24 protein-coding genes are annotated in these 26,703 nt (G+C 72.9%); 14 read left to right on the top strand and 10 right to left on the bottom strand.

Annotation, left to right across the window (positions count from 1 at the left end; all coding sequences use genetic code 11):
- Positions 1-76 precede the first annotated feature (76 nt).
- From ACWCRJ_RS17405 to ACWCRJ_RS17435, 7 genes are all read left to right on the top strand, one after another.
- Complete coding sequence (locus ACWCRJ_RS17405; protein WP_450940070.1) at positions 77-598, top strand: protein-tyrosine phosphatase family protein; 522 nt, start codon at positions 77-79, stop codon at positions 596-598.
- Positions 599-669: 71 nt separating this feature from the next.
- Positions 670-1,422, top strand: a complete 753-nt coding sequence (locus ACWCRJ_RS17410) for a hypothetical protein (protein WP_450940071.1) — start codon at positions 670-672, stop codon at positions 1,420-1,422.
- Positions 1,419-2,741: an ATP-binding protein gene (locus ACWCRJ_RS17415; protein ID WP_450940072.1), complete on the top strand. Its 1,323-nt coding sequence runs from the start codon at positions 1,419-1,421 to the stop codon at positions 2,739-2,741. The genes ACWCRJ_RS17410 and ACWCRJ_RS17415 overlap by 4 nt, the downstream gene beginning before the upstream one ends.
- A gap of 245 nt (positions 2,742-2,986) precedes the next feature.
- Complete coding sequence (locus tag ACWCRJ_RS17420) at positions 2,987-3,343, top strand: SH3 domain-containing protein (RefSeq protein ID WP_450940073.1); 357 nt, start codon at positions 2,987-2,989, stop codon at positions 3,341-3,343.
- Between the two features lie 43 nt (positions 3,344-3,386).
- Entirely contained in the window at positions 3,387-4,802 is a 1,416-nt protein-coding gene (locus ACWCRJ_RS17425) for an FtsW/RodA/SpoVE family cell cycle protein (protein WP_450940074.1), read from the top strand.
- Positions 4,799-6,262, top strand: coding sequence for a penicillin-binding transpeptidase domain-containing protein (locus tag ACWCRJ_RS17430; RefSeq protein WP_450940075.1), 1,464 nt, complete (start codon positions 4,799-4,801; stop codon positions 6,260-6,262). Before ACWCRJ_RS17425 ends, ACWCRJ_RS17430 begins: the two co-directional genes overlap by 4 nt.
- An 84-nt stretch (positions 6,263-6,346) precedes the next feature.
- The gene (locus tag ACWCRJ_RS17435) at positions 6,347-6,871 is read left to right on the top strand and encodes a DUF3291 domain-containing protein (protein WP_450940076.1); all 525 of its coding nucleotides are present in this window, start codon (positions 6,347-6,349) and stop codon (positions 6,869-6,871) included.
- Here the strand turns inward: ACWCRJ_RS17435 and ACWCRJ_RS17440 are convergent.
- A complete protein-coding gene (locus tag ACWCRJ_RS17440; protein WP_450940148.1) occupies positions 6,864-7,673 on the bottom strand; it encodes a hypothetical protein in 810 nt (269 codons plus the stop codon). The genes ACWCRJ_RS17435 and ACWCRJ_RS17440 overlap by 8 nt on opposite strands.
- A gap of 171 nt (positions 7,674-7,844) precedes the next feature.
- Here ACWCRJ_RS17440 and ACWCRJ_RS17445 point away from each other — a divergent pair, with 171 nt between their 5' ends.
- The 4 genes from ACWCRJ_RS17445 to ACWCRJ_RS17460 all read left to right on the top strand — a co-directional run bounded on the left by ACWCRJ_RS17445 (position 7,845) and on the right by ACWCRJ_RS17460 (position 11,021).
- Positions 7,845-8,801 (top strand): AurF N-oxygenase family protein, encoded by a 957-nt coding sequence (locus ACWCRJ_RS17445; protein WP_450940077.1) that lies wholly within the window; start codon positions 7,845-7,847, stop codon positions 8,799-8,801.
- A gap of 395 nt (positions 8,802-9,196) precedes the next feature.
- Positions 9,197-9,922, top strand: coding sequence for a TetR/AcrR family transcriptional regulator (locus ACWCRJ_RS17450; protein ID WP_450940078.1), 726 nt, complete (start codon positions 9,197-9,199; stop codon positions 9,920-9,922).
- Between the two features lie 10 nt (positions 9,923-9,932).
- A complete protein-coding gene (locus ACWCRJ_RS17455; protein WP_450940079.1) occupies positions 9,933-10,250 on the top strand; it encodes a hypothetical protein in 318 nt (105 codons plus the stop codon).
- 102 nt (positions 10,251-10,352) lie between these two features.
- Positions 10,353-11,021 (top strand): coiled-coil domain-containing protein, encoded by a 669-nt coding sequence (locus ACWCRJ_RS17460; RefSeq protein ID WP_450940080.1) that lies wholly within the window; start codon positions 10,353-10,355, stop codon positions 11,019-11,021.
- Here the strand turns inward: ACWCRJ_RS17460 and ACWCRJ_RS17465 are convergent.
- The 5 genes from ACWCRJ_RS17465 to ACWCRJ_RS17485 form a co-directional block, all read right to left on the bottom strand.
- Positions 10,994-12,229, bottom strand: coding sequence for a styrene monooxygenase/indole monooxygenase family protein (locus ACWCRJ_RS17465; protein ID WP_450940081.1), 1,236 nt, complete (start codon positions 12,227-12,229; stop codon positions 10,994-10,996). The two genes, ACWCRJ_RS17460 and ACWCRJ_RS17465, sit on opposite strands and share 28 nt — an antisense overlap.
- Positions 12,230-12,286: 57 nt before the next feature.
- A complete protein-coding gene (locus ACWCRJ_RS17470) occupies positions 12,287-12,862 on the bottom strand; it encodes a GTP-binding protein (RefSeq protein ID WP_450940149.1) in 576 nt (191 codons plus the stop codon).
- 253 nt (positions 12,863-13,115) lie between these two features.
- Positions 13,116-13,658, bottom strand: a complete 543-nt coding sequence (locus ACWCRJ_RS17475) for a DUF742 domain-containing protein (RefSeq protein WP_005480343.1) — start codon at positions 13,656-13,658, stop codon at positions 13,116-13,118.
- Positions 13,655-14,158 (bottom strand): roadblock/LC7 domain-containing protein, encoded by a 504-nt coding sequence (locus ACWCRJ_RS17480; protein ID WP_450940082.1) that lies wholly within the window; start codon positions 14,156-14,158, stop codon positions 13,655-13,657. The genes ACWCRJ_RS17475 and ACWCRJ_RS17480 overlap by 4 nt, the downstream gene beginning before the upstream one ends.
- Positions 14,155-17,028, bottom strand: coding sequence for a sensor histidine kinase (locus ACWCRJ_RS17485; RefSeq protein ID WP_450940083.1), 2,874 nt, complete (start codon positions 17,026-17,028; stop codon positions 14,155-14,157). Before ACWCRJ_RS17485 ends, ACWCRJ_RS17480 begins: the two co-directional genes overlap by 4 nt.
- A gap of 377 nt (positions 17,029-17,405) precedes the next feature.
- On the opposite strand from ACWCRJ_RS17485, the gene ACWCRJ_RS17490 reads away from it, so the two are divergent.
- Positions 17,406-18,191: a protein phosphatase 2C domain-containing protein gene (locus tag ACWCRJ_RS17490; protein ID WP_450940084.1), complete on the top strand. Its 786-nt coding sequence runs from the start codon at positions 17,406-17,408 to the stop codon at positions 18,189-18,191.
- 19 nt (positions 18,192-18,210) lie between these two features.
- Here ACWCRJ_RS17490 and ACWCRJ_RS17495 read toward each other — a convergent pair whose 3' ends face one another.
- From ACWCRJ_RS17495 to ACWCRJ_RS17510, 4 genes are all read right to left on the bottom strand, one after another.
- Positions 18,211-18,711, bottom strand: a complete 501-nt coding sequence (locus ACWCRJ_RS17495) for a MarR family winged helix-turn-helix transcriptional regulator (RefSeq protein ID WP_450940085.1) — start codon at positions 18,709-18,711, stop codon at positions 18,211-18,213.
- 242 nt (positions 18,712-18,953) lie between these two features.
- Entirely contained in the window at positions 18,954-21,356 is a 2,403-nt protein-coding gene (gene lon, locus ACWCRJ_RS17500) for an endopeptidase La (RefSeq protein ID WP_450940086.1), read from the bottom strand.
- 244 nt (positions 21,357-21,600) lie between these two features.
- Positions 21,601-22,533 (bottom strand): rhomboid-like protein, encoded by a 933-nt coding sequence (locus ACWCRJ_RS17505; RefSeq protein ID WP_450940087.1) that lies wholly within the window; start codon positions 22,531-22,533, stop codon positions 21,601-21,603.
- A gap of 165 nt (positions 22,534-22,698) precedes the next feature.
- A complete protein-coding gene (locus ACWCRJ_RS17510; RefSeq protein ID WP_450940088.1) occupies positions 22,699-23,382 on the bottom strand; it encodes a TetR/AcrR family transcriptional regulator in 684 nt (227 codons plus the stop codon).
- Positions 23,383-23,581: 199 nt separating this feature from the next.
- Between ACWCRJ_RS17510 and ACWCRJ_RS17515 the strand changes: the two genes are divergently transcribed.
- Entirely contained in the window at positions 23,582-24,883 is a 1,302-nt protein-coding gene (locus ACWCRJ_RS17515) for an MFS transporter (protein ID WP_450940089.1), read from the top strand.
- Between the two features lie 35 nt (positions 24,884-24,918).
- Positions 24,919-26,667: a glycoside hydrolase family 3 protein gene (locus ACWCRJ_RS17520; protein WP_450940090.1), complete on the top strand. Its 1,749-nt coding sequence runs from the start codon at positions 24,919-24,921 to the stop codon at positions 26,665-26,667.
- Positions 26,668-26,703: the final 36 nt, after the last annotated feature.

A 26,703-nucleotide genomic window follows, 5' to 3' on the forward strand; every position in this document is an offset into this window, starting at 1 on the left:
GGCGGGGTGCTCCATCGGCAAGAACCCGGTTACCTTTGGGGTGACGACCTGTCGTCAGGGGCTTGGGGAGGCGCCGTTGCGGACGCGCAGGAAGCAACCCGACGTACCGGCTCCGGGCGAACCGTGGAGCGAGATCGTGCCCGGTCTGTGGATGGGCGGGCACGAGTTCGCGGGGCGGACCGGCACCGGGGACATCGAGTTCGCGGTCGTACGCGACGAGTTCGATCTGGTACTGACCCTGCTGCGGCTGCCGGGGTACGGGCCGGACGACGGCGTCGAGCACCATGTGTGGCCGATCCCGGACGGGCCGCTGGACGGTACGCAGCTGGCGGGTGTGATGCGGCTGGGGCAGGCGGCGTGCGACGCGCTGGAGGACGGCAAGCGGGTCCTCGTCCGCTGCTACAGCGGGTACAACCGGTCGGGTCTGGTGGTGGCGCACGCGCTGATCCGCGACGGGCACTCCGCCGAGGAGGCGATCCAACTGATCCGCACCCGCCGTTCACCGTGGGCGCTGCACAACGAGCTGTTCGTGGAGTATCTGCGCACGGGGCTGGCGACCGTCCGGTTCCTGGAGGAGCTGGAGGAACTGGCCGAGTAGCGGGGCGGGCGGGTGCGGTACTTCCGCATGAATAGGGTGTACTGGACCGAATCGACGCCCTCAGGAGTCCCGTGTTCCCCAGCCGCCCCGTGCGTGCGGTCGCCGGCGCCTCGCTCGCCCTGGCCGCCGGCCTGCTGCTGGGCGCCTGTGGCGACTCCGGTGGCCTGGTGAGCGCGGGCGCGACGGCCACCGCGAGCGGGCCGACCCGGCTGTGGCCCGGGGAACCGCCCGCATCCTCCCCCGCCTACGACTACGGCGAGGCCGAGACTGAGGTCGTCAAGGGTGTCAGGGTTCCCGGCGGGAACATCCGCGAGGTGGACCCGGTGGCGGTCGTGCGCGCCGAGATCGCCGCGCATCCGGAGATGTACTCCGGGTCCGACGCGGTCTACGCCGGCACGACCGCGCGCATGGCGGACTGCGGCGGGGGCGCGGAGCGCTCCCGGTGTCCGGTGCTCGACGCCTACTACCGGGACCTCACCGGCGACGGGCGCGAGGACATGGTGCTCGGCTTCCGGCTGCTGCCCGGCAACCAGACGGCGGTACGGATGTACACGTTCCGGGCGGACCGGCTGGTACAGGTGCTGGCCAGCGACGACGCGGTGCTCGCGGTGGAGCTGGCGGGCCGGACCGTGATCATCCGCTCGCCCGCGGCGATCGTCGGCTACGAGTACCGCACCCAGTGGACCTGGGACGAGGACCAGCGGGCGATGCTCCTCACCCGCGACGAGATCCTGCGCGTGGGCGGATCGGCGCGCTCGTCCCCCGGCGGCGGGACGACGCCGGCCACCACGCCCCGGCCCTCGCCCTCCGGCGGCCCGCGATGAGCACGGCGAAGCGCGAGAGCGCGGCGAAGACCGCGGCCGAGAGCGCGACGAAGACCGCGCGGAAACGGTTCGGCCTGCGCCGCTGGACGTCCTCGCTCACCTGGAAGGCGCTGGCCTTCATCACCGTCATGTGCTGCGGGCTGGCCGCGCTGCTCGGCGCCCTGGTGCATGTCTCCGTCACCGACCGGACCGTGAGCGACGCCCGCTCCCGGGCGCTCGACCGGCTCGACGAGGCGGTGCGGGCGTACGAGGCCGGGAACCGGCTGCCGCCGGAGGCCGGCATCGACGCGCCGGAGCTGCCGGGGTCGCTGCGCGCGCTGGCGGTGAGCGGGCGGCGCGGCACGATGGTCGGGGTCGCGGGCGGATACCCCGCGATGTGGGCGGCCGCTCCCGCCGACGGCCGCGCCCTCGCCGTGCGGATCGACTACGCGCAGAGCGCGGCCACGATCGAGAACCTCGACCGGGCCATCCTGGGCTCCTCGGCGCTGGCGATCGGGGCGACGCTGATCGTGGGCGCGTTCGGCGTCACCGGGGTGACCCGGCGGCTGCGGACGACCTCGCAGGTGGCCCGGCGGATCAGCGCGGGCGACCTCGACGCACGGGTCGGCGACCCCCGCACGACGGACCCGGCGCGGTACCGCGACGAGGTGGCCGCGGTGGCCGCCGCGCTCGACACGATGGCGTCCACGCTGCAGCGCAAGCTGATCGGCGAGCAGCGGTTCACCGCGGACGTCGCGCACGAGCTGCGGACACCGCTGACCGGGCTGCACGCGGCGGCCGAACTGCTGCCGCCGGGGCGGCCGACGGAACTGGTGCGGGACCGGGTCGCCGCGTTGCGGACGCTGACCGAGGATCTGCTGGAGATCTCACGGCTGGACGCGGGCGGCGAGCGGCTGGACCCCGACGCGATCCGGCTCGGGGTGCTGGCGGAGCGGGTGGCCGCGCACGCGAGCGGCGAGACGGTGGTGCGGGTCGTCGAGGACGCGTGCGTGGAGACGGACCGGCGGCGTTTGGAGCGGGTGCTCGGGAACCTGGTGGCCAACGCGCACAAGCACGGGCGGCCTCCGGTGGTGCTGACCGTGGAGGCGACGGCCGAGGAGGCGGTGGTGACCGTGCGGGACCACGGCGACGGGTTTCCGGAGTACCTGATGGCGGAGGGGCCGCAGCGGTTCCGTACGGAGGGTTCCCGCAAGGGACATGGGCTGGGGCTGACGATCGCGGTGGGGCAGGCGGAGGTGCTGGGGGCACGGCTGGTGTTCGAGAACGCGGAGGACGGGGGCGCGTCGGCCGTTCTGCGCCTGCCGGTCGGCGGGGACTGATCGCGCCCGCGCGACGAAGCCACCCGGGTCCGCACGCAAGGGCGTTCGGTGTCGGCCGCGGGTCGGTGGGAGCTGGTGGGGGCTGGTGGGGGCTGGTCGCACAGTTCCCCCGTGCCCCTGACGGCGGGGCTGCGCCCCCGAAGCCGGGCCTGCCCTGATGGACCATCGCAGAAGGCGCCCCGCCCTCCCTCCTCCTAACGTGGCGAATAGTCAGCTTCGCCCCCTTTTTTCTGGAGGAGCATCAGATGTCCCTGCGGATTCTGCTCATGCGGTTCGGTATAGCGGCTGCCGGTGGCGCCCTCGTGGCGTTCGCGGCCACGACCCCCGCGGCGGGCGCCGGACAGGAGGACCCCCGGAAGAGCAAGCAGATCGTCAACGGCGAGGTCGTCGCCCGTAACGGTCTGATCCTGCGCAGCGCGCCGACCCGCGGCGGCGCGGTCGTCCGGGTCGCGCCCTACGGGGAGATCGTCAAGATCTACTGCCGGGCCGACGGACAGACCGTCAACGGCAACAGGCAGTGGTACCTGCTCGTCGACGGCACCTGGGCCTGGGGTTCGGCCCGCTACATCGACGCCTTCAAAACGCCACGCACGTGCGCCTGAGCGACAAGACCCGCAAGGCATCCCATTTGGGTAAGTTCCGGGCATGACCACCAAGGCCGGAACGACCCTGGCGGCGGGTCCCTCGGACCCGTCCCCGCCCGCCGTACGCCCGCTCCGGCGCCGAGGCGTCGAGTTCACCCTCACCGTCGTGGCCGTCCTGCTCTCCGTGTACGGCTACTGCGCTGTCGGTCTGGCGAAGAACGGCACCCTCCCGCCCGGCGCCACGGACTACGGCGCCGGGCTCGGCGTGCTCGCCCTGCTGGCCCATCTGGTGGTCCGGCTGCGGGCGCCGTACGCCGATCCGCTGCTGTTGCCGATCGCGGTGCTCCTCAACGGCCTGGGCCTGGTGCTGATCCACCGGCTCGACCTGGAGACCCCGGCCGACCACGCGGCGCCCGCGCAGCTGAACTGGTCGACGCTCGGGGTGGCACTGTTCCTCACGGTCGTGACCCTGCTGCGCGACCACCGGGTGCTGCAGCGGTACGCGTACGTCTCGGTGGTGGCCGCGCTGGCGCTGCTGGTGCTGCCGATCCTGTTCCCGCCGGTCAACGGGGCCCGGATCTGGGTGCGGATCGCCGGGTTCTCCCTCCAGCCGGGCGAGTTCGCGAAGGTGCTGCTCGCGCTGTTCTTCGCGAGCTATCTCGCGGCGAACCGCAACGCGCTGGCGTACGCCGGGCGTCAGATCTGGCGGTTCAAGCGCCTCCAACTGCCCACCGGGCGCGTGCTCGGCCCGATCGTCACCATCTGGCTGCTGAGCGTCGGCGTGCTGGTCCTCGAACGGGACCTGGGCACCTCGCTGCTGTTCTTCGGGCTGTTCGTGATCATGCTGTACGTCGCCACGGGCCGCACCGGCTGGATCGCGGTGGGGCTGCTGCTGGCGTGTGTGGGCGCGGTGGCCGTCGGCTGGCTCGAACCGCATGTACACAGCCGCGTCGAGGACTGGCTGCACCCCTTCGCCTCGATCGAGGCGGGCCAGGGCGCCAACCAACTCGCCCAGTCCCTCTTCTCGTTCGCCGCCGGCGGCCTGCTCGGCACCGGCCTCGGACTCGGCCACTCCGTCCTGATCGGCTTCGCCGTCAAGTCGGACTTCATCCTGGCCACGGCGGGCGAGGAGCTGGGCCTGGCCGGCCTCACCGCGATCTTCCTGCTCTACGCCCTGCTGGTGGAGCGCGGCTTCCGCACCGGCCTCGCCCTGCGCGATCCCTTCGGCCGCCTCCTGGCCACCGGCCTCGCCTCGATCATCGCCCTCCAGGTCTTCGTGATCGCGGGCGGTGTCACCGGCCTCATCCCCCTGACCGGTATGCCGATGCCCTTCCTCGCCCAGGGCGGCTCCTCCGTCGTCACCAACTGGATCATCGTGGCCCTGCTGATCCGGCTGAGCGACTCGGCCAGGAGGCAGGACGGCCCCGGGACCCTTCCCCAGAACCCCTGCGCCGGCCCGGAGGTCCGGGGCACATGACCACGTACATCCGCCGCGCCGCCGCCCTCTGCGCCCTGTTGCTGGTCGCGCTCCTCGTCAACGCCACCCGCGTCCAGGTCCTGCAGTCCCGGGCCTACGACGACAGTCCCGCCAACCGCCGCCCGGTGATCGCCCGTTGGGGCCAGCCGCGCGGGGACATCGTGGTCGAGGGGCGCCCGGTCACCGGCTCGACGGACACCGGTGAACAGCTCCGCTTCGAACGGACGTACAGGGACGGCCCGTTGTACGCGCCGGTCACGGGCTTCGCCTCGCAGGTGTACGGCACGACCTTCCTGGAGAACGCGGAGGACTCCCTCCTCGACGGCAGCGACCCGCTGCTGTCCTTCCTCCCCCTGTGGAACGACCTCACCCGCGACCGGAACGCCGGCGGCGAGGTCGTCACCACCCTCCAGGACGGGGCACAGCGGGCGGCGTACCTCGGGCTCGGCGCCCGCCGGGGCGCGGTCGCCGCGCTCGAACCGGCCACCGGGCGCGTCCTGGCGCTGGTCTCACGCCCGTCGTACGACCCCGGGGTGCTCTCCGGCAACGGTCCCGAGGTGACCGAGGCGTGGGCCCGGCTGAACGGGGACGCGAGCAGACCGATGCTCAACCGGGCGGTGCGGCAGACCTATCCGCCGGGTTCGACGTTCAAGGTGGTGACGGCCGCCGCCGCGCTGGACGCCGGGGTGATCGGGGACGTCGACGCCCCCACCCGCTCCCCCGCCCCGTACACCCTGCCGGGCACCACGACGTCCCTGTCCAACGAGGTCGAGGGGTGCGAGAACGCCTCCCTGCGCTATGCCTTCGAGTGGTCCTGCAACACGGTCTTCGCGAAGCTGGGCGTGGACGTCGGCCTCGGCGCCATGACGGACACGGCGCGCGCCTTCGGCTTCGACGGCGCGGGCCTGCGCATCCCGTTCCGGGTGGCGCCCAGCACCTTCGACACCGACATGGACCGGGCGCAGCTCGCGCTCTCCTCCATCGGCCAGTACGACACCCGGGCCACGCCCCTGCAGATGGCGCTCGTCACGGCGGCCGTCGCCAACGGGGGCTCGGTGCGGGCGCCGTACCTCGTCGAGCGCACCACCACCGCCGACGGCCGCACGGTCGCCGGCTCGGGCACGCGCTCCCTCCGCCGGGCCATGGACCCGGCCACCGCGCGGCAGTTGCGCGACCTCATGCGGGGCGTCGTCGAGGACGGCACCGGCGCCAACGCCGCCCTGCGCCACGCCACCGTCGGGGGCAAGACCGGCACCGCCCAGCACGGCATCGGCAACTCCGGCACCCCCTTCGCCTGGTTCATCGGCTGGGCCCAGTCCGACGACGCGCTCGAACCCGAGGTGGCCGTGGCGGTGGTGGTGGAGGACGCGGAGGCGGTACGGGGGGAGATCAGCGGGGGCGGGGACGCGGCGCCGATCGCGCGGGAGGTGATGCGGGCGGTGCTCGGGGCCTCCGGCTGACGAGGGCTCACGGCGGCCTCCCCACACGACCACCAGATGAGATAAGGGGGTGATCCCCGAGCGGCCCCGACCTATCGTGCGGCCATGACGACCGCCCCGTACGAACTCGCCCAGGTCAACATCGCCCGCCTCAAGGCCCCGCTGGACTCACCGCTGTTGAAGGACTTCGTGGACGGGCTCGATCCCGTGAACGCGGTCGCAGACTCCTTTGCCGGCTTCGTCTGGCGCCTGCAGAGCGACTCCGGCAACGCCACGGACGTGCCCGTCCTCGGCGACGAGTGGCTGATCATCAACATGTCGGTGTGGCGGGACACCGACGCCCTGACCGCCTTCATGTACCAGGGGCAGCACCGGGAACTGCTGTCCCGCAGGCGGGAGTTCTTCGAGCGGGTGGCCGAGGCGATGGCCACCCTGTGGTGGGTACCGGCCGGCCACCGCCCCACCGTGGCCGAGGCGGAGGAACGGCTCCTCCACCTGCGCGCCCACGGTCCTACGCCCTACGCCTTCACGCTGCGCACGTCGTTCCCGGCGGGACCGGCGGGACCGGCCGGACCGGCGGTGCCGGACGTGGCGGACGTGGCGGACGTGGCGGACGCCGCCGTCAGCTGATCCGCTGCCGGATCTCGGAGCGGACCTCCAGGGTCCGCTCCGCGAAGGCCTTCACGTCCACCTTCGAGGGGTCCTGCCCCACGCTCGACGCGCCGAGTTCCGCGATGGACGCCCCGGTGTTGCCGTCGGCCCAGGCGCACATCGGGTACGTGATCTCGCTGCCGGCCTGCTTCTGGGTGACGACCTGACAGCTGATGGTGAGGTCACCGTCACCGGGGGTGTAGTCCTTCGGCGGTACGACGACCGTGATCGAGTCGACCTCGGCCGCGCCCTTCAGCATGTTGTCGCGGGCGGCGTCGGTGTTCTTGAACCTGCCGTACATGCCCGAGACGATCAGGGCGCCCTGGGCCCCGTCCGCCGAGGTGTACTGCCCGACGGCGGCCTTGACGTCCCGGGCGTCCCAGGCGCCCTCCGCCTCCTCGGCCACCTGCTGCCCCGAGGTGTCGGAGAGGTCCTGGGCCAGCTTGTACTCGTCGTCCAGCACGGTGTCGGGCAGCGTCAGCCTGTACTCGGCCTCCGGGAATCCGCTCGTGCTCTGCGTCCCGACGACCCACAGCCCCACCGCGGCGACCACCACGAGCGCGACGACCCCGCCGACGATCCCGAGGATCAGACCCACACGGCTCTTGGGCGGCGGCGGGGGCTGCCAGCCGCCGGGGGGCGGCGGGCCGGGCTGCTGCGGCGGGTACGGCTGCTGACCGTACGGCTGCGGCTGGGGCGGGTACGGCTGCTGACCGTACGGGCCCGGCTGCGGCTGCCGGCCGTACGGCTGGGGCTGGGGCTGGGGCTGCGGTGGAGGCATGGACACGCCAGCACGCTACTGCACGGGCCGTCACGGCGGGGAACCGGCCGATCGGTCCGTCGGTCGTCGACAAGTGGCGCGCAAAGGATTGACGGCCTTGCTGACAAGTAGTCTCATAAGCGATGACCGCCGGTAACGGTACGAACTTCCGTACGAGGAGCTGCGACAGCCATGACCACGGTGCCCTCGGTGAACTCGACGAACCCGGTGTCGGAGGCGGAGGTGCTGCGCGACGCGCTCGGGCTCCTCAAGGACCGGGAACAGGTGGCCGAGCGGCTGCTCGTGTCCTCCGCGAAGCACTCCTTCGACCCGGACAAGGAGCTGGACTGGGACGCCCCCTTCGAGGAGGGGAAGTGGTTCTGGCCACCGGAGCTGGTGTCCCTGTACGGGACGCCGATGTGGCGGAAGATGTCGCAGGAGCAGCGGATCGCGCTGTCCCAGCACGAGGCGGCGGCGCTCGCCTCCCTCGGCATCTGGTTCGAGATCATCCTCATGCAGCTGCTCGTGCGGCACATCTACGACAAGGCCGCGACGAGCGCGCACGTCCGCTACGCGCTGACGGAGATCGAGGACGAGTGCCGGCACTCGAAGATGTTCGCCCGGCTCATCAGCAAGGGGGACACCCCGTACTACCCGGTGAGCCGGCTGCACCACAATCTGGGCCGCCTCTTCAAGACGATCTCGACGACCCCCGGGTCCTTCACCTCCACCCTCCTCGGTGAGGAGATCCTCGACTGGATGCAGCGGCTGACCTTCCCGGACGAGCGGGTCCAGCCGCTCGTCCGGGGCGTCACCCGGATCCATGTCGTCGAGGAGGCCCGGCACGTGCGGTACGCCCGCGAGGAGCTGCGGCGCCAGATGGTGACCGCTCCGCGGCTGTCCCGGAGCTTCACGCGGGTCACCTCCGGGGAGTTCGCCCGCGTCTTCGCGGTGGCGTTCATCAATCCCGAGGTCTACACGAACGTCGGCCTCGACCGGCGGGTGGCCGTCGCGCAGGTGCGGGCGAGTGCGCATCGGCGGGACATCATGCAGACCGGGGCGAAGCGGTTGACGGACTTCCTGGACGACATCGGGGTTCTGCAGGGGGTGGGGCGGCGGATGTGGAGGTCGTCGGGACTGCTGGCGTAGCGGTTCGGCTCCGGTCGCGACGGGTGATGGGGTTCGGTACCCGTGCGTGTGCAGGCCCGCTGGGGCTCCTCGCGCAGTTCCCCGCGCCCCTCAAAACGACAGGGGGTAGGAAGCTCGGTGCCAGGGCATGTGCAGGCCCGCTCGGGCTCCTCGCGCAGTTCCCCGCGCCCCTGCAAAGCCGGGGCTGCGCCCCGTGCTTTTCGGCCGAACTCGCTGTCCCGTCGCCTTCGGACCCCCGGGCGCCTCGGCCTCCAGGCGCGCAGGGCCTGATCCTTCAGGGGCGCGGGGAACTGCGCGAGAAGCCCCACCCGGCCCGCACCCGCCGGCGCGGCCGGGGGCCCACCCCCTGACGCGAAGAGGGCGGCGTGCACCGCGGCGCGACTACTCTGCGAGGTATGACGTCCGAGGCCCCCACCCGCGCGTACCGCCGGCTCAGCGTGGAAGAGCGGCGCAGTCAGCTGCTGGACGCCGCACTGGAGCTGTTCGCGCACAACGCGCCGGAGGACGTCTCCCTCGACGACGTGGCGGAGGCGGCCGGCGTCTCCCGCCCCCTCGTCTACCGCTACTTCCCCGGCGGCAAGCAGCAGCTCTACGAGGCGGCCCTGCGCTCGGCCGCCGAGGAGCTGGAGCACTGCTTCGACGAGCCCGCCGAGGGCCCCCTCACCAGCCGCCTGGCCCGCGCCCTCGACCGCTATCTGACCTTCGTGGACGAGCACGGCACCGGTTTCAGCGCCCTCCTCCAGGGCGGCAGCGTCGTGGAGACCTCCCGGGCCACGGCCATCGTGGACGGGGTCCGGCGGGCCGCCGCCGACCACATCCTGCGGCACCTGGACGTGGCCGAACCGGGCCTGCGGCTGCGCATGACCGTCCGGATGTGGATCACCTCCGTGGAGGCCGCCTCCCTCATCTGGCTCGACGAGGGCAAGCAGCCGGACGTCGGCGAACTCCGCGACTGGCTCGTCGAGCAGTTCGTCGCCTGTCTGACCGCCACCGCCGGCCGCGACCCCCAGACCGCCGCCGCCGTACGTCAGGCCCTGACCGTCGAGACCCCCGCCGGCGCCGTCGGAACGCTGGCCCGCCGCGTCCTGCCCGTCGTCGCCGACGCCGGGCACCTGCTGTGACACTGGTCCGGTGAAGAGCCAAGACACCCCCTTCGTGGGCGGCCCCCTCGACGGGCGCGTCCTGCCCGTGCTGCTCGGCATCACCGGGCACCCCCCGAAGACGTACCGGGTCCCGGTGCCCGACGCGGCCGGCGGCCCGCCGACCGTCCTCGTCTACCGCCGGGTCGACGCCGGCCGGGGCGGCTTCATGCACCAGCTGTGGAAGTACGAGTACGCCCCGGACGCGGAGCCGAGCCGCCGCCCGAGGTGGCCCTGGTCCAAGCCGGGCTCCTCGGCTGCGGGGCGATCCGCCACGCCGCCCGCGCGACCGCGCCCCACCGACGAGTGACACCCGCGCGCCGAACGGTCCACCCGGCGCGCGCCCTCCCCCGGCTCCTCCCATCCTGCCGGTGCGAGGTGGAGGGCCCACCTGCGCACCGGAGGTGATGACATGTCAGGAAGGCTGCTGCGCCTGTTCGGTACGGCGACGGTGACGGTGCTCACGGCCGGCGCCCTCCTCACCGCGGCCCCCGCACCACTCGTGGCGGCGGCGGAGCCCCCCGGCGAACGCCCGGTCGCCGACCTCCTCACCGATCTCCGGCGTCTGCACCACGAGACCGTAAGGGCCACCGAGGCGTACACCGCGACCGACCGCGAGCTGACGAAACAGCGGGCCGTGGTGGCGGACCTCGACCGGCGGCTCGTGACGGCCCGCCTCTCCCTGCACGACAGCCGGGGCGCCGCCGGCCGGCTGGCCCGGCAGCAGTACCAGAACAGCAGCACCGCGCTCTCCCCGTACGTACGGCTGCTGATGACCGATGACCCGCACCGGGCCCTGGAGCAGAGCCATGTGATCGGACAGGTCGCCCGAGACCGCGCCGACACGGTCGAGCGGCTGGTCGGCGACGAACAGGACACCGACGCCCTCGCCCGCAGGGCCCGGGTGGCCCTGGACCGCCAGCTCACGCTCGCCGAGCGCCATCGGCGTGAACACGACACCGCCCGCGACCGCCTGTCCGAGATCGAGCGGCTCCTCGCCTCGCTGACCCCGGAACAGCTGGCGGGCATCAGGAAGTCGGAGGGGAACCGCGCCTACGCTCCGGCGACCTCCGCGAGGTAGGCCCGCGTCTTCTCCGCCTCGTAGAAGTACCCCTCGAAGTCCGCCGGATCGTCGAACCCGTTGGCAAAACGATCCGCCACCACCGGCAGCCCCTCGGCCGCGTCCAGCAGCCCCGGCACATGCTCGGCCGGCGGGGCCAGCATCGTGTTGGTCCACTTGGTGACGGGTCCCGCGACCTGCCAGAACCGTGCGAACGTCCGCCGCATCCACGCCTCGTCGAACTCCGCGTCCCCGTGGTCGAGGATCGCCGCGAGGTAGACGGCCGCGCACTTGGTCGCCGAGTTCGCCCCCTGCCCGGTCAACGGATCGTTGGCCACGACGACGTCCCCGGCGCCCAGGACCAGACCGCCGCCGGGGAGTTCCGCGACGGGGTGCCGGACGACGGGGGTGTAGCGGCCGGTCAGCGCCGCTCCCGCGTCGGTGACCTCGGCCTCGGCGGCGCGCGCGTACTCCCAGGGGACGTACCGCTTCATGAGGTCCAGGGTCAGGGCGAGCTGCTCCCCGGCGCCGCGGACGCCGTCGAAGACGTCGAGCGGGCCGCCGGGCAGGCCCAGCCAGAACAGGGCGTCCGCGCGGCCGGAGGTGGTGAGGACCGGCTGGACGATGAGTTCACCGAGGCCGGGCACCAGGTTGCAGCGGGCCGCGTCGAACTCCGGGTGCTCGGGACGGGGCCCGAGGCCGTGCACGTAGACGGCGGCGAGCGCGCGCTGCGGCTCGGTGTAGGGCGAGCGGGCGGCGTCACGGGGGAACATGCGCACCAGTTCGCCCTTGCCCGCGGTGACGAGTACGAGGTCGTAGGCGCGGGAGAACCAGTCGAGGTCGGAGACCGCGGCGCCGTGGACGACCAGCTGACCGCCGCGCCGGGCGAACGTCTCCAGCCAGCCGGCCATCTTGACCCGCTGGTCGACGGCCTGCGCGTATCCGCGCAGCCGGCCGACCCAGTCGACGGCGCGCTCCCCGTCCGGTCCGGCGACGGAGACGCCGACGCCCTCGATCCTCGGGGCCTGGGACTCCCAGAAGTTCAGGTCGAGGTCGCGCTCGTGCCGCAGTGCCGAGTCGAACATGCACTGGGTGGACATGATCCGGCCGGCGCGTATCTCGTCGGGGGTCCGATTGGACATCAGTGTGACCTCGTACCCGTGCGACTGGAGTCCGAGGGCCAGGTGCAGCCCGGACTGGCCGGCTCCGACGACGAGAATCTTCCGCATCCGGACAGGTCTCCTGGTTCGTCCGTGGCGTCCCGTGTGCCTCCCGCGGGGGAGGGACTACTCGGGGCTGAGGGATATCGCGTGCCCGCAGAGCGCCAGCAGGGTCTCCATCGCCGAGGCCCGCTTGCGTGCGTCCATGATCATGACAGGTACGTGCGCGGGTACGGTCAACGCGTCCCGGACGTCCTCGGGTTCGTAGCGCACGCTGCCGTCGAACGCGTTGACCGCGACGACGTACGGCAGTCCGCAGCTCTCGAAGTAGTCGAGCGCGGGGAAGCAGTCGTCGAGGCGGCGGGTGTCGGCGAGGACGACGGCGCCGATCGCGCCGCGCACCATGTCGTCCCACATGAACCAGAACCGCTCCTGGCCGGGCGTGCCGAACAGGTAGAGGACGAGGTCGTCGTCGAGGGTGATGCGGCCGTAGTCCATGGCCACGGTGGTGGTGAGCTTGTCCGGGGTCGCGGAGAGGTCGTCCGTACCGGCGCTGGCCTCGGTCATGAGCGCCTCGGTCCGCAACGGGGTGATCTCGGAGACCGCGCCGACGAAGGTGGTCTTGCCGACGCCGAAGCCTCCCGCCACCACGACCTTCGTGGCGATCGGGGCGCGGCTGAGGTCGGACTGCCAGGCTTTCAGTTCCTCCTCGGGCTCCGCCCCGGGCCCGGCCGCCGCGGTGTCGGCGAGCCGGTCCGGTCCGCGGGAGGCGGCGCGGGCGTAGCCCCCGGGCGGGGACACGTCCACGTCGACGCCGGGTGCGCCGAGCCCGGCGCGCACGGTGTCCGCGTCGAGGCGGGGAGCGTTCGCGTCGACCTCGACGCGGGGGGCGTCGTCGTCGACGCCCGGGGTGACGCCGGCCGGGGCGTCGGGGGTGACGCCGGCCGAGGCGGCGTCAGAGACGGCGGAGTCCACTCAGCACCCTTTCCAGCAGAGCGCGGTCCGGCTGTCCCGGTCCGTGACCTGTTCCGTACACACGGATCTTTCCCTGGTCCGCGAGATCGCTGAGGAGAACGCGGACCACACCGAGCGGCATCTTCAGCAGCGCGGAGATCTCCGCCACCGTCCGCATACGGCGGCAGAGTTCGACGATGGCCCGCATCTCGGGCATCACCTTGGAGTTGAGTGAACCTCCCCCACTACTCAACATGTGGGCGGTGCCCCCGGGCAACTCCCGTCGCTCGGCCGGGGCTTCGAGAACCGCGACGAACGTCTCCACGAGCAGGACGTGCCCGAAGCGGGTACGGCCGCCGGTGAGCGAGTAGGGGCGTACGCGGGCGGGTTTACGGTCACCGCCGCGCACCGGGAGTTTTACGGACTGCCTCGTCGCGCCGGCCTTCGGCAGAACCGGCCGCTTCGCCTGGCCGGGCTCATGGGCGCGTGCCTTGTTCTTCCGCTTCCGCCCGTGCCCCGGGCTCTGGCTCTGGCCGCTGTTCATCGGGGGCTCCCGGCCGCCTCGACCTCCAGGGACTTGCGGAGTTCGCTGCGGAGTTCCGGGGTGAGGACGTGTCCGGCGCGGCCGACGAAGAGCGCCATGTGGTACGCCACCACGCTCATGTCGCAGTCGGGGGCGCCGTGCACGCCGAGCAGCGAGCCGTCGCTGATCGACATCACGAAGAGGCTGCCCGCCTCCATCGCGACCATCGTCTGCTTGACCCCGCCGGACTCCATCAGCTTGGCGGCGCCGATGGTGAGGCTGCCGATGCCGGAGACGATGGTGGCCAGGTCGGCGGCGGAGCCCCGAGGACCCTGGAGTGGCTCCTCCCGGACCTGGCGGGCCTCGGCGTTTCTGCCGGGGTCGGAGGAGAGGAGCAGCAGGCCGTCGGAGGAGACCACCGCGACCGACAGCAGTCCCGGCACCTCCTCGACGAGGTTGGTCAGGAGCCAGTGCAGGTTGCGGGCTTCACTGCTCAGTCCGAAGGTCATGGGCGCGGTCAACTGCTTTCCTCCTCGGAAGTGCCCCCCGTGGTGTCAACTGCCTCTGTCCGGTACTCGTGCGCCACGGGCATCCGCGTCTCGCCCGACTGCTCGGCGATCTCCGCCTCGACGTCGCGGCGCCCCTCCTTGGCCCCCTGGTGGAACCCGCCCAGCCGGCGGCGCAGTTCCTCGGCGTTCACGCCCCCGGCGCGGGGCCGGGGCGCCGTCGGGGTGGGCGCGGTGATCCGGGGCGTGCGCTTGGGCAGCCCCTTGTCGGTGAGGCGCGGGGTCTCCTCGTCCCGTGGCCCCTCCGTCCCGGCCCGTGACACCTCCGCCGTGCGCGCCGTGTTCCCTTCGTCGGCGGCACGCTCGTGGGTGTCGGGTTCGATCGTGTCCGGATCGTCGGTGTCGGTGTCGGTGTCGTCGACGGCGACGGGCGCGTCGCTCTCCTCGCCGGTGCCCTTCCCCGGGGCCACCGGAGCGAAGAGCTCCATCGTCGTCTCGGACACGGACTCGGCCCCGCTCGCGGGGCCGGCCCCGGGTTCGTCGTCTTCCGGTACGACGTTCCCGGTGGCCTCGGCGGCGTCGGCGGCCGTCCCCACGGCCTCCCTCGCCAGCAGTGCCCGCTCGGCCGCCTCGATGAGCGGGTCTCCGTCGCCTTCCGGTTCACGGACGGCGACGGAACGGCCGGGCAGGACGTTGGAGTTGGCCTCGGCGTCGGCGCCCGGCAGGGAGAGCGAGGGCGTGATCGAGACCGGGCTTCCCACGGGCACGGCGGGCGTGGGGGCCAGCAGTGCCTTGGGCAGGACGACGACCGCGGCGGTGCCGCCCGAGCCGTGCGGCTGGAGCCGCACGGGGGTGCCGAGCCGGTGGGCGAGGCGGGCGACGACGTACAGGCCGAGGCCGAGGCCCTGGCCGTCCTCCTGCTCGTAGGGCGCCTCGGGGTCGAAGTCGGTGAGGCGGGCGTTGAGCCGGTCGAGCCGGTCGGGGGCGACGCCGATGCCGCCGTCCTGGACGGAGAGGGCGATCTCGCCACTGTCCAGCAGCCGGCCCGAGACCTCGACGGACATCTCCGGCGGCGAGAACGAGGTGCCGTTCTCCAGGAGTTCGGCGAGGAGGTGGCTGAGGTCGTCGGCGGCGAACCCGGCGACGTGCGCGCCGGGCGGCAGCGCGGCGATGCGGACGCGTTCGTAGCGCTCGATCTCGCTGACCGCGGCCCGGACGACGTCGACGAGCGGGACGGGTCCGGCGTGGTGCTGGATGTGCTCGTGGCCGGCCAGGACGAGGAGGTTCTCGCTGTGGCGGCGCATGACGGTCGCGAAGTGGTCGAGCCGGAACAGTGTGGCGAGCCGGTCGGGGTCCTGCTCGCGCTCCTCCAGCGACTCGATGACGGCCAGCTGCCGCTCGACCAGGCCGAGGGTGCGCAGCGCGAGGTTCACGAAGGTCGCGTGCACGCTGTGCTGGACCTTCGTCAGATACGCGGTGGCGTCGGCGAGTTCGGCGCGCAGCCGGTCGCGGTCGTCGGCCATGGTCTGGCGCTGGCCGATGAGGTGCTTGCGGTCGCCCTCCAGGGGCGCGAGGCGCTCGTGCAGGGCGAGGGCGTGCGCGTGGAGCGCGTTGACGGAGCGTACGACCTGGGCGAACTCGTCGTTGCGGCCCGTGAACTTGACCGGTTCCTCGGTGGCCGGGTCGCCGGCGACGCGGGCGGAGCCGATGCGCAGCACCGCGAGCGGGCGGGTGAGGGAACGGGCCATGCCGGTGGCGACGCCGACGGCGAGGAGCATCAGGGCGCCGAGCACGGCGACCCGGATCTCCAGCGCGGTGACGTCCTCGTCGCGCAGCCGGGCGAGGTCCTTGGTGCGCCGGTCGTACAGGGAGGACTCGGCGCCGCGCATCAGGTCCACGCGGGCGGAGAGCGCCGCGTCGACCTTCTTGGCGCTGGTGCCGGCCTCGCTGTCGGAGAGCGTGGGCTGGTCGGTGAGGTCGGCCAGGTACGTGTCGGCGGTGCCGGCCTCGGGGCCGGTGACCGTGGCGTCGTACGAGGAGCGGCCGGTGGCGGGCGCGGTCTCGCGGAAGTCGGCGAGGGCGGCGTCGGAGCGCACGCGGGCCTGCTGGGCGGCGGCGGTGAGGGCGTCGCGCTTCTTGGCGTCGGCGTCCGAGGTGCCGGTCGTGGTGGTGGGCAGCCCGGTGACGGGGTCGACGACGGTCCGGGTGGTCGTCGGGACGCTGAGCGCGGCGACGAGCAGCCCACGGGCGGCGGCGGCCTGCTGGACGGCGGTGTCGAGTTCGGCGAGCGCGTGGGCGCCGCCGCCGGCGCGGGGCGGCAGCCGCTCGGCCAGCTCCTCGGCGAGGGCGTGGAGTTCGGTGACGACGGCGGTGTACGCCGTGTGCGCTTCGAGAGCGCTGCTCTTCCCGGTGAGCGCCGCCTGCCGTACGCCGGCGATGGACTCGGCGGTCTCGACGGTCCTCCGCATCGCGGCGGAGGTGCCGGAGTCCGCGCTCAGTTCCGCGACCTGGGTGTCGACGCGGTCGCTGCGCTGCTTGCTGGGCGCGGCCGAACCGGGCCGCCCGGCGGCGATGTACGCGGTGACCTCGTCCCGCTCGTCGGCTAGCGCGTGCGCGAGGGTGAGCGTCTCCTGGGTCTGCCCGGCGAGCGTGACCAGGCTCTGGGTGTCGCGCAGTTGCTCCGAGGCGGCGAGGATCGACGGCGCCCCGGCACCCGCTATGGCGGCGGCCACGACTGCCACGGCGACGATGAGCCGGTTGCGTACGTGCGCCTTCCGCCCGGTGCCGACGGCCGGGGCCTGCGCCGTCCCCTGCTGGTCCGGGGAGGCCGCGGAGGCCTTCGAGGCTGCCTGCTTGTCTGCGCGCCGAGGCCGCGTCTTCTGCACCGGTGCTCGCATTCCTGACTCGTGTACCCATGGGCCCGGGTGACGATCCGTCAACTCGTCAAATACGGCCGTCCCCCCGGTACGGCTCCCGACCCTCCCAGTGCCGGTGGGCAGCGGTCCCGCATCATCAGTCCCGCCACCCGAAGGAGTGAACATCCCCGGGGAGTTGGCGGGCAAGTTCCTCCGGCTCGCGGGAAGGCCCCGCACGTCGGGCCGGTTGGACGTCGGCGACGCGCTTTGACAGTATTCGCCGCCGCGCTTCACCGCTCACGATCATTCCATGCCAAACCCGGCGGCCCCGCAGGAGGGTCGGGACCGTACGGCGACCGTTGTCGGCCTTTCGGGGATCTTGTGGCGGGCTCGTGCAGACTGGCCGAATGCGCACCGAACTGGTCTCGGAGCCCGGCGACCCGCTCCGCCCCAACGAGGACTTCGCGTCGGTGGCCCTGCCCGCGGGGGGACAGGGCGGCGCCCTCGTCGTCCTCGACGGCGTGACTCCGCCGCCCGACGGCTACGGCTGTCGACATTCGGTCGCATGGTTCACTTCCCGCCTCGGCGGCATCCTGACCGAACTGTCCGTTTCGGAACGGGATTCGCCCTTGCCCGACGTACTCTCACAGGCCATTTCCCGTACCGCCCGGGCCCACGTCCAAACCTGTGACCTTTCTCACCCACGAACCCCACAGGCCACGGTGGCCCTCGCCCGCTGGTCGCCGACGACCGTGGAGTACCTGGTGCTGTCGGACTCCGCTCTGCTGCTCGAACGGCCGGACGGCACGGCGACGGCCGTCCTGGACGACCGCCTGTCCCGACTGCCCCGGGCCTCCCTGGCCTCGGCCGCGATCGTCGACTCGACCGTGCGCAACAGGGAGGGCGGCTTCTGGACGGCGGCCGCCGACCCGGCCGTGGCGGCACGGGCGGTGACGGGAACCCTGCCGCGCGAGGAGGTCCGTTCGCTCCTGGGTTTGACGGACGGCGCGAGCCGGTGGGTGGAGACGTTCCGCGAGGGCGACTGGACGGCCTGCCTCACCCTCGTCCGCAAGACCGGGGCGCACGGCCTGGTGCGGCGGGTGCGGGAGCTGGAAACCACCGATGTGGAACGCGAGTTCCTGGGCCGGGGCAAGCGGCACGACGACGCGAGCGTGGTGTTCGTGCGGGAGTGAGGGGGCGGCGGCGCGCCGCTCAGCTCTCCACTCCGCGGTTCAACTGGTGCAGCAGATGCGCCAGTTGGGCCACCTCGTCCCGGTCCCAGCCCGCGAGCTGCCGCACGTACGCGACCCGGCGGGCGTCCCGGACCGCGCGGAAGCGGGCCCGGCCCTCCTCCGTGAGGTGGACGAGCCAGGCGCGGCCGTCGGCGGGGTCGGGCTCGCGGGCGATGAGGCCGAGGTGCTCCAGGGCTCGGAGCTGACGGGACATGGTGGCCTTGCCGACGCCGATGTAGGCGGCGAGTTCGGTGGCGCGCAGGCGGCCGGCCTCGTCGAGGCGGGCGAGGAGGCCGTAGGCGGCGGACTCCAGGTCGGGGTGGACGGCACGGGCCATCTCCCCGGACTTGGCGCGGGCGCGCCGCAGCAGGACCGTCAGCTCCCGTTCCAGCGCCAGGAACGCCTGGTCCATACCGCCCGCCGGCAGGTCGGCACCGACACCGCCGTCGCCGCCGTCGCCGTTTCCGCCTTCGTCGTGCACGTGGGTGCTCCTGATTCCGATTCCGGGTACCTGCGAGGGCCGCCTCTGGGCAGCACCGGTCAGTATTTCGCAGGTAGGGAGTGGACACCGTCCAGGTCGCCCGCGGGTCCGGTGGGGGCTGGTCGCGCCCCGGTTCCCCGCGCCCCTGCCTTTCGGCCCGAAGGGGCCGTAGGCCCTTCAGGGGCGCGGGGAACGGCGCGAGAAGTCCCACCGGACCCGCACCCGACGACGCACCCCACCCGTCACGCCGCCAGCGGCACCTCCACCCCCGCCGGGGTGAGCGCCAGCTCCAGCACCTGGCGGACGTCCGTGACCGCGTGGACGTCGAGCTTGTCGAGCACCTCGGCAGGCACGTCGTCGAGGTCGGCCTCGTTCCGCTTCGGGATGATGACGGTCGTCACGCCCGCCCGGTGCGCGGCGAGCAGCTTCTGCTTGACGCCGCCGATGGGCAGCACCCGCCCGGTCAGCGAGACCTCCCCGGTCATCGCCACGTCCGTGCGGACGAGCCGCCCGGACAGGAGCGAGGCGAGGGCCGTCGTCATGGTGATGCCGGCGCTCGGCCCGTCCTTGGGCACCGCCCCCGCCGGGAAGTGGATGTGCACGCCCCGGTCCTTGAGGTCGGCGACGGGCAGCTCCAGCTCCGCGCCGTGCGAGCGCAGGAAGGAGAGCGCGATCTGCGCCGACTCCTTCATCACGTCCCCCAGCTGGCCCGTGAGGGTCAGCCCCGCCGCGCCCGTCTCCGGGTCGGCGAGGGACGCCTCGACGTAGAGCACGTCGCCGCCCGCGCCGGTGACCGCGAGCCCGGTCGCGACACCCGGCACCGCCGTACGCCGCTCCGCCGGGTCCTGGGCCGACTCGGGCACGTGGTGCGGGCGCCCGATGAGCCCGCGCAGATCCTCGTCGGTGACGGTGAAGGGCAGCTCGCGCTGCCCCAGTTCGTGCTGGGCCGCGACCTTGCGCAGCAGCCGCGCCACGGACCGCTCCAGGTTGCGGACGCCCGCCTCGCGCGTGTACTCACCGGCCAGCCTGCGCAGCGCGCTCTCGTCGAGGACGACCTCGTCGGAGCCGAGGCCGGCCCGCTCCAGCTGACGGGGCAGCAGGTGGTCCCGGGCGATGACGACCTTCTCGTCCTCCGTGTACCCGTCCAGCCGGACCAGCTCCATGCGGTCGAGCAGCGCCTCGGGGATCGACTCCAGCACGTTGGCCGTGGCCAGGAAGACGACGTCGCTCAGGTCCAGCTCGACCTCCAGGTAGTGGTCCCGGAAGGTGTGGTTCTGCGCGGGGTCGAGGACTTCGAGCAGGGCCGCGGCCGGGTCGCCCCGGAAGTCGGAGCCCACCTTGTCGATCTCGTCGAGCAGGACGACGGGGTTCATGGACCCGGCTTCCTTGATGGCCCGCACGATCCGTCCGGGCAGCGCCCCGACGTACGTACGCCGGTGCCCGCGGATCTCCGCCTCGTCCCGGACGCCGCCGAGCGCGACGCGGACGAACTTGCGCCCCATCGCGTGGGCCACGGACTCGCCGAGGCTGGTCTTGCCGACACCGGGCGGTCCGACGAGCGCGAGCACTGCACCACCGCGCCGCCCGCCGACGACGCCCAGCCCCCGGTCCGCACGCCGCTTGCGCACGGCGAGGTACTCGGTGATGCGCTCCTTCACGTCCTGCAGACCGGCGTGCTCGGCGTCGAGCACCCGCTGGGCGCCCCGGATGTCGTACGCGTCCTCGGTGCGCTCGTTCCAGGGCAGTTCGAGCACGGTGTCGAGCCAGGTCCGGATCCAGCCGCCCTCGGGCGACTGGTCGCTGGACCGCTCCAGCTTGTCGACCTCCTTGAGCGCGGCCTCCCGTACCGTCTCCGGCAGGTCGGCGGCCTCGACACGCGCGCGGTAGTCGTCGGACTCCTCGCCGTCCTGTTCGCCGTTCAGCTCGCGCAGTTCCTTGCGCACGGCTTCGAGCTGGCGCCGCAGCAGGAACTCGCGCTGCTGCTTCTCGACGCCCTCCTGGACGTCCTTCGCGATGGTCTCGGCGACGTCCTGCTCGGCGAGGTGGTCCCGCAGCTGCTGGGTGGCGAGCTTCAGCCGGGCGACGGGGTCGCCGGTCTCCAGGAGCTGGATCTTCTGCTCGACGGTGAGGAAGGGCGAGTAACCGGAGTTGTCGGCGAGCGCGGAGACGTCGTCGATGGCCTGCACCCGGTCCACGACCTGCCAGGCGCCGCGCTTGCGGAGCCAGCTGGTGGCAAGTGCCTTGTACTCCTTGGCGAGTTCGGCGACCTGGCCGGGCAGCGGCTCCGGCACGCTCTCGTCGATGCTCGTCCCCTCGACCCACAGGGCGGCGCCGGGCCCGGTGGTGCCGGCCCCGATCCGGACCCGGCGGACCGCGCGGATGAGCGCGCCGGGGTCCCCGTCGGCCAGCCGTCCGACCTGCTCGACGGTCCCGAGCACACCGGTGGCCGCGTACGACCCGTCGATCCGCGGCACCAGCAGCACCTTCGGCTTCCCGGGCTCCGCCCGCGCCGCCGCCTGCGCGGCCTCCACCGCGGCCCGTACATCCGTGTCATTGAGGTCCAGCGGCACCACCATTCCCGGCAGCACGACCTCCCCGTCGAGCGGCAACACGGGCAGGGTGAGCGGTGCGGACGTCGAAGCCATGATCTCTCCCTCGGCAGTCAAGTTGAGCTATGCCGACTCAATGCACATGAGCCGAGGAATGTTCCCCGAGAGGCGGGGCGTTCGCTGTGGGCGATCAGCGCGGCGCCGGCGGCGGTCGGACCACGGGAACGCGTCGATGCCGGGCGGGGCCACGCACGACGCGACCGACCCGGGCTACGCGCCGCCGACCGTCGTGACCCCGGACCGCCCCGCACCGGCCTCCGGCAGACCCCGGCGACCCCGGTCAGTCGCCCCGGTCCGCCGCCCGCCTCCACCGCCGCACGACCGGCCACGTCGCCACCCCGATCGCCAGGGCAAGCAGATGTCCCCAGTTCGTCATCGGGTCCGTGAAGGCGACCAGGTCGTTCACCAGCATCCCGCCGAACATCAGCAGCGTCGGCCACCGCAGCCACGGTGACAGCAGCCCCGCCAGCGCGCCCGCGCTCGCCGCCACCCCGAAGCTGATGCCGTAGTCGAGGCGGTGGAGGGAGCTGCCGGGAAGGCGGCCGGCCAGGACGGCGAGGCCCACCGGAACCTCCGTGGCCAGGGTGGCGAGGACGTGGCCCAGCAGGAAGACCCCGGCCGTGCGCCACCCGCCGATCCGGCGTTCCAGCGCGGTCAGCACCAGCAGGAACCCCACGGCGTAGAAGGACGCGACCCCGCCCGCCACCCACAGCGCGCTCGCGAACAGTACGAGCGCCGGGGACCGCACCAGGTGGGCCACATCCGTGCTGGAGCCCTGGTGAAGCGCGTGCACCAGGGCGGGGCCCGCGTACTCGGCGACGATCGAGGTGACCACGAGGACGGAGGCGTAGAAGAAGGTGAAGGGCGTGCCGACGGGGGTGGGGAGCAGACGCCAGGGACGCGGGAGCCGGGAGCGCGGGAGCGGCAGGCGCGGGAGCGGGGCGTGCGGGAGCGGGGCGTGCGCGGGTTCTTCGCGCCCCGTGGACTCCGCGTCCCGTTCCGGCGTCCGGGCACGGTCGGCTGCCGCACCGGGCTGCCGCGGGATGCCGTCGAGAACAGGTTCGTGCACCGACGGGGGCACCTCGGCCCGCGCCACGCCCGCCCCGCTCGCCACGGGCTCCTCAGGCCCCACGGACGGCACGGACTGCACGGACCCCAAGGGCTCCGCGGACTTCAGGAACTCCACGGGCTTCACGGCCTCGGTGGCATCCAAAGCGAGGCGCTCCTTCCGGTTTCACCCCACCCTCGACGTTCCGATACGCCCCTGTCTGTGACCTCCGCCACCCTCGACCCGATTCACAGCGACTCGACAGCGGCGACGCCCCCGCACCCCGGCCCCACGCGCCCACGCGCCCTCGCGCCCTCGCGCCCACCAGCCCTACGACCGCTCCGCGCCGATGCCCCGTGACACCCGCTCCACGTACACCCGGAACCGCCCCGCCATGTCGAACCCCCGCGGATCCAGCACCCACTGGATCTGCAGCCCGTCCATCACGGCGGCCAACTCCTGCGCCACGGCCACGACATCCGTGCCGGCCCGCAGTTCACCGGAGGCCACCCCCCGCCGCAGCACCCCGCCCACGGTGTCCACGACCTCGGCGTACCGCCGGACGAAGTACGCGTGGGCGGGATGTTCGGGGTCACCCGCCTCCGCGGCCAGGACGTTGAACATCCGGGTGCGGCCCAACCGTGTGCCGTTGTACTCGGCGAGCTTCACGAGCGCCGCGAACATCTGGGACGCCGACTCGAACCGTCGGGAGAAGAACCGCTCCCGGTCGCTCTCGTCTATGCGCTCCAGCACCTGGACGAGCAGATCCTCCTTGCTGCGGAAGTGGTGCAGCAGCCCGCCCTGGGTGATCCCGACGTCCTTGGCGATCCGGGCGAGCGAGGCGGCGTGGAAGCCCCGTCGGGCGAAGTTCTCGACGGCGGCGTCCAGGATGCGCAGCCGCCGCTCGTCCCCGACCGCGTACGAGCCCCGCGCGCCGGACCCCTCCGGCCCGCCCCCGCCGGCCTCCGCCGACCCACCCTCGCCGGACCCCGCTGACCTCCGGTTCCGCACCATGGCCGTCACCCTAGCCCCCGCCCGGCCGCCCCCAGATCCCTCGCGGACCGCCGGTTACACGAGTAATCAACCTGTCTGTTCAAGCCATCTGCCGCGTGATGGTGGCCACTTGTCCAAAACCTAGTACCCACTCGGTTTTGCTGCTTCCCTGAACGGGCCTGCGCGGCGGCGCCGCCGCCCTCGTCCCCCAGGAGAGCCCATGGCCGTCACCCCGGACGCCGTCCCGCTCGGCGAGGCGACCACCCCGTCCCCCGGCCCGGCCGACCGGACCGAGAACGCTCCCGCCCGACTCGTGTTCGGCCTGGCCCTGGCCCAGTTCGGCACCTATCTCGCGGTCCTCACCCCTGTCATCGTCACCCTCGCCCTGCGCGTGAACCAGATCGTGCCGGAGGCGGACCGGGGTGCGGCCCTCGGCCGGGTGCTGTCCGTCGGCGCGCTGCTCGCCATGGTCGGCAACCCGGTGTTCGGCGCCCTGTCCGACCGTACGACCAGCCGTTTCGGCCGGCGCCGCCCCTGGCTGCTCGGCGGCATGGCGGCCGGGCTCGCCGGACTGCTGGTGGTCGCCCTCGGCACCGGCCTCACCACCCTGATGCTGGGCTGGGCACTCGCGCAGCTCGGCATCAACGCGACCCTCGCCGCGCTCACCTCGTGCGTGCCGGACCTGATCCCGGACCGGCAGCGGGCCAGGGTGTCCGGGATCGTCGGCATGACCCTGTCGCTGTCCCTGGTCGCCGGCGCGGGCCTCGCCCGGCTGTTCAGCGGCTCGCTCTTCCTGGCGTTCCTGGTGCCGGGGCTGATCGGGCTGGCCTGCGTCGGTCTCCTGGCCGTGGTCATCAAGGACCGCGACCGCCCGGCACGCGCCGGCGCGTTCGAGCCGTACGGCGTCAAGGAGTTCCTCCGCAGCTTCTGGGTGAATCCGCGCCGGCACCCCGACTTCATGTGGAACTTCGCCGGCCGCTTCCTGGTCTTCACCGGCGCCGCCTGCGTGACCAGCTACTCCGTCTACTTTCTGATGGACCGCATGGGTTACGACGGGGTCGAGGTCGCCGACCGGTTCTTCGTCGGCACCCTCGTCATGGTCGCCGCGACCGTCGTCGGCTCGGTCGTCGGCGGCCAGCTCTCCGACCGGTCGGGCCGCCGCAGGCCGTACGTCCTCGGCTCCTCGCTCGGGATGGCCGTCGGTCTGGCGCTCGTGGCGACCGCCCAGACCTTCGGGGCGTACCTCCTCGCCATGGTCGTGTTCGGCTTCGCCGAGGGGCTCTATCTCTCCGTGGACATGGCGCTGGCAGCCGCGGTGCTGCCCGACCCGGAGGAGTCCGCCAAGGACATGGGCGTCCTCAACATCGGCAACGCCCTGCCCCAGTCCCTCGTGCCGATCATCGCCCCGGGCCTGCTGGCCGTCGGCGGCAGCGGCTCCAACTACAGCGCCCTGTTCCTCTTCGGCGCCGTCGCCTCGCTCGCGGGCGCCCTCGCCGTCCAGTTCGTCCGTTCGGTCAAGTAGCCCCGCCAGAGCCCCCGTACAAGGAAGCCCCTCGCATGCTCCCGTACCGCGACCCCAGCCGCCCCGCCGACGAGCGCGTGGCGGACCTCCTGAGCCGGATGACCCTCGCGGAGAAGGCGGGCCAGCTCTTCCACGCCATGCTGACCATGAACCCCGACGGGTCACTCACCGGGGCCACCGACGCAACGCCCCCGCGTCGCGGCACCGCCGAACTGGTCACGGACGGGCACCTGAGCCATTTCAACCTCCTGGGCCAGTACGGGGTCCGCGAGACCGCCGAGTGGGTCAACCGGCTCCAGGCGGTCGCGGCGGACACCCGGCTGGGCATCCCGGTCACCCTCTCCACCGACCCGCGCCACTCGTTCACCGACAACCCGGGCACGGCGTCCGGCCACGGCGCCTTCTCGGCCTGGCCCGAGCCCCTGGGGCTGGCCGCGATCGGCGAACCGGAGCTGGTGGAGCGGTTCGCCGACACGGTCCGCCGCGAGTACCTCGCCGTCGGCTTCCGCGTCGCCCTCCACCCGCAGATCGACCTCGCCACCGAGCCCCGCTGGTCGCGCCAGTCCGGCACCTTCGGCTCGTCCGCCGAGGTCACGAGCGCACTGGTCCGGGCGTACGTACGCGGCCTGCAGGGGCCCCGGCTCGGCCCGCGCTCGGTCGCCGCCATGGTCAAGCACTTCCCCGGCGGCGGCCCGCAGCGGGACGGCGAGGACCCGCACTTCCCGTACGGCAAGGAACAGATCTATCCCGGCGGCATGCGCGACTACCACCTCGCGCCCTTCCGGGCGGCCGTCGAGGCGGGCTGCTCGCAGATGATGCCCTACTACGGTCAGCCGATCGGCGTCGAGGACTGGGAGGAGGTCGGCTTCGGCTTCAACCGGGACGTCCTCACCGGCCTGCTGCGCGAACGGCTCGCCTTCGACGGCATCGTCTGCACCGACTGGGGTCTGCTCACCGACGCGTCCATCGGCGGCGAACCGCACGAGGCGCACGCCTGGGGCGTCGAACACCTCACCGTCGCCGAACGCGCGGCCAAGGCCCTGGACGCGGGCGCCGACCAGTTCGGGGGCGAGCAGTGCCCCGAGGTGATCGTCGAACTGGTCCGTTCCGGCCGGATCCCCGAGGAGCGGATCGACGCCTCCGTACGCCGCCTCCTGCGCGAGAAGTTCGTCCTCGGCCTCTTCGAGCGGCGGTTCGTCGACCCGGACCGCGCCGAGGAGACCGTCGGCGCGAGCGAGTTCACGGCCCTCGGCGAAGCGGCCCAGCGCCGTTCCCTCACCGTCCTGACCAACCACTCCCTCCTCCCGCTCACCGACCGCCCCAACCTGTACGTCGAGGGCGTGTGCGCGCAGACGGCGTCCCTGTACGGCAACGTCGTGGCCGACCCCGCCCACGCGGACGTGGCCGTGCTGCGGCTGCGCACGCCGTACGAGGAGCGGCCCGGGCTCTTCGAGTCCTTCTTCCACGCCGGGTCACTGGCGTTCGGCGAGGAACGGCTGACGGAGATCCTGGCCCTGCTGGCGGCCGTGCCCACGCTGGTCTGCGTCAATCTGGAGCGGCCCGCCGTACTCCCGGAGATCGCGGCGAAGGCGGCCGCGCTCGTCGCCGACTACGGGGCCCACGACGAGGCCCTGCTCGACGTGGCCTTCGGACGGGTGCGGGCCGAGGGGCGGCTGCCCTTCGAACTGCCGCGCTCCATGGCGGCGGTGGCGGCGTCCCGCCCGGACGTGCCCAACGACACCGAGGACCCGGTCTTCCCCTACGGGCACGGTCTGACGCTCTGAGCCCCCTCCCGCCCCGCTGCGATCACGCCGGGTCGT

The sequence above is a fragment of the Streptomyces sp. NPDC002324 genome (assembly GCF_053593335.1).

What these genes read in the sequence shown, in the direction of transcription:
- ACWCRJ_RS17445 (WP_450940077.1), top strand. Translation starts at nt 7,845, where the DNA reads ATGACCACGGTGCCCTCGGTGAACTCGACGAACCCGGTGTCGGAGGCG.
- ACWCRJ_RS17440 (WP_450940148.1), bottom strand. Translation starts at nt 7,673, where the DNA reads ATGCCTCCACCGCAGCCCCAGCCCCAGCCCCAGCCGTACGGCCGGCAG.
- ACWCRJ_RS17510 (WP_450940088.1), bottom strand. Translation starts at nt 23,382, where the DNA reads ATGGTGCGGAACCGGAGGTCAGCGGGGTCCGGCGAGGGTGGGTCGGCG.
- ACWCRJ_RS17520 (WP_450940090.1), top strand. Translation starts at nt 24,919, where the DNA reads ATGCTCCCGTACCGCGACCCCAGCCGCCCCGCCGACGAGCGCGTGGCG.
- lon (WP_450940086.1), bottom strand. Translation starts at nt 21,356, where the DNA reads ATGGCTTCGACGTCCGCACCGCTCACCCTGCCCGTGTTGCCGCTCGAC.
- ACWCRJ_RS17515 (WP_450940089.1), top strand. Translation starts at nt 23,582, where the DNA reads ATGGCCGTCACCCCGGACGCCGTCCCGCTCGGCGAGGCGACCACCCCG.
- ACWCRJ_RS17465 (WP_450940081.1), bottom strand. Translation starts at nt 12,229, where the DNA reads ATGCGGAAGATTCTCGTCGTCGGAGCCGGCCAGTCCGGGCTGCACCTG.
- ACWCRJ_RS17435 (WP_450940076.1), top strand. Translation starts at nt 6,347, where the DNA reads ATGACGACCGCCCCGTACGAACTCGCCCAGGTCAACATCGCCCGCCTC.
- ACWCRJ_RS17420 (WP_450940073.1), top strand. Translation starts at nt 2,987, where the DNA reads ATGTCCCTGCGGATTCTGCTCATGCGGTTCGGTATAGCGGCTGCCGGT.
- ACWCRJ_RS17460 (WP_450940080.1), top strand. Translation starts at nt 10,353, where the DNA reads ATGTCAGGAAGGCTGCTGCGCCTGTTCGGTACGGCGACGGTGACGGTG.
- ACWCRJ_RS17415 (WP_450940072.1), top strand. Translation starts at nt 1,419, where the DNA reads ATGAGCACGGCGAAGCGCGAGAGCGCGGCGAAGACCGCGGCCGAGAGC.
- ACWCRJ_RS17430 (WP_450940075.1), top strand. Translation starts at nt 4,799, where the DNA reads ATGACCACGTACATCCGCCGCGCCGCCGCCCTCTGCGCCCTGTTGCTG.
- ACWCRJ_RS17475 (WP_005480343.1), bottom strand. Translation starts at nt 13,658, where the DNA reads ATGAACAGCGGCCAGAGCCAGAGCCCGGGGCACGGGCGGAAGCGGAAG.
- ACWCRJ_RS17450 (WP_450940078.1), top strand. Translation starts at nt 9,197, where the DNA reads ATGACGTCCGAGGCCCCCACCCGCGCGTACCGCCGGCTCAGCGTGGAA.
- ACWCRJ_RS17490 (WP_450940084.1), top strand. Translation starts at nt 17,406, where the DNA reads ATGCGCACCGAACTGGTCTCGGAGCCCGGCGACCCGCTCCGCCCCAAC.
- ACWCRJ_RS17425 (WP_450940074.1), top strand. Translation starts at nt 3,387, where the DNA reads ATGACCACCAAGGCCGGAACGACCCTGGCGGCGGGTCCCTCGGACCCG.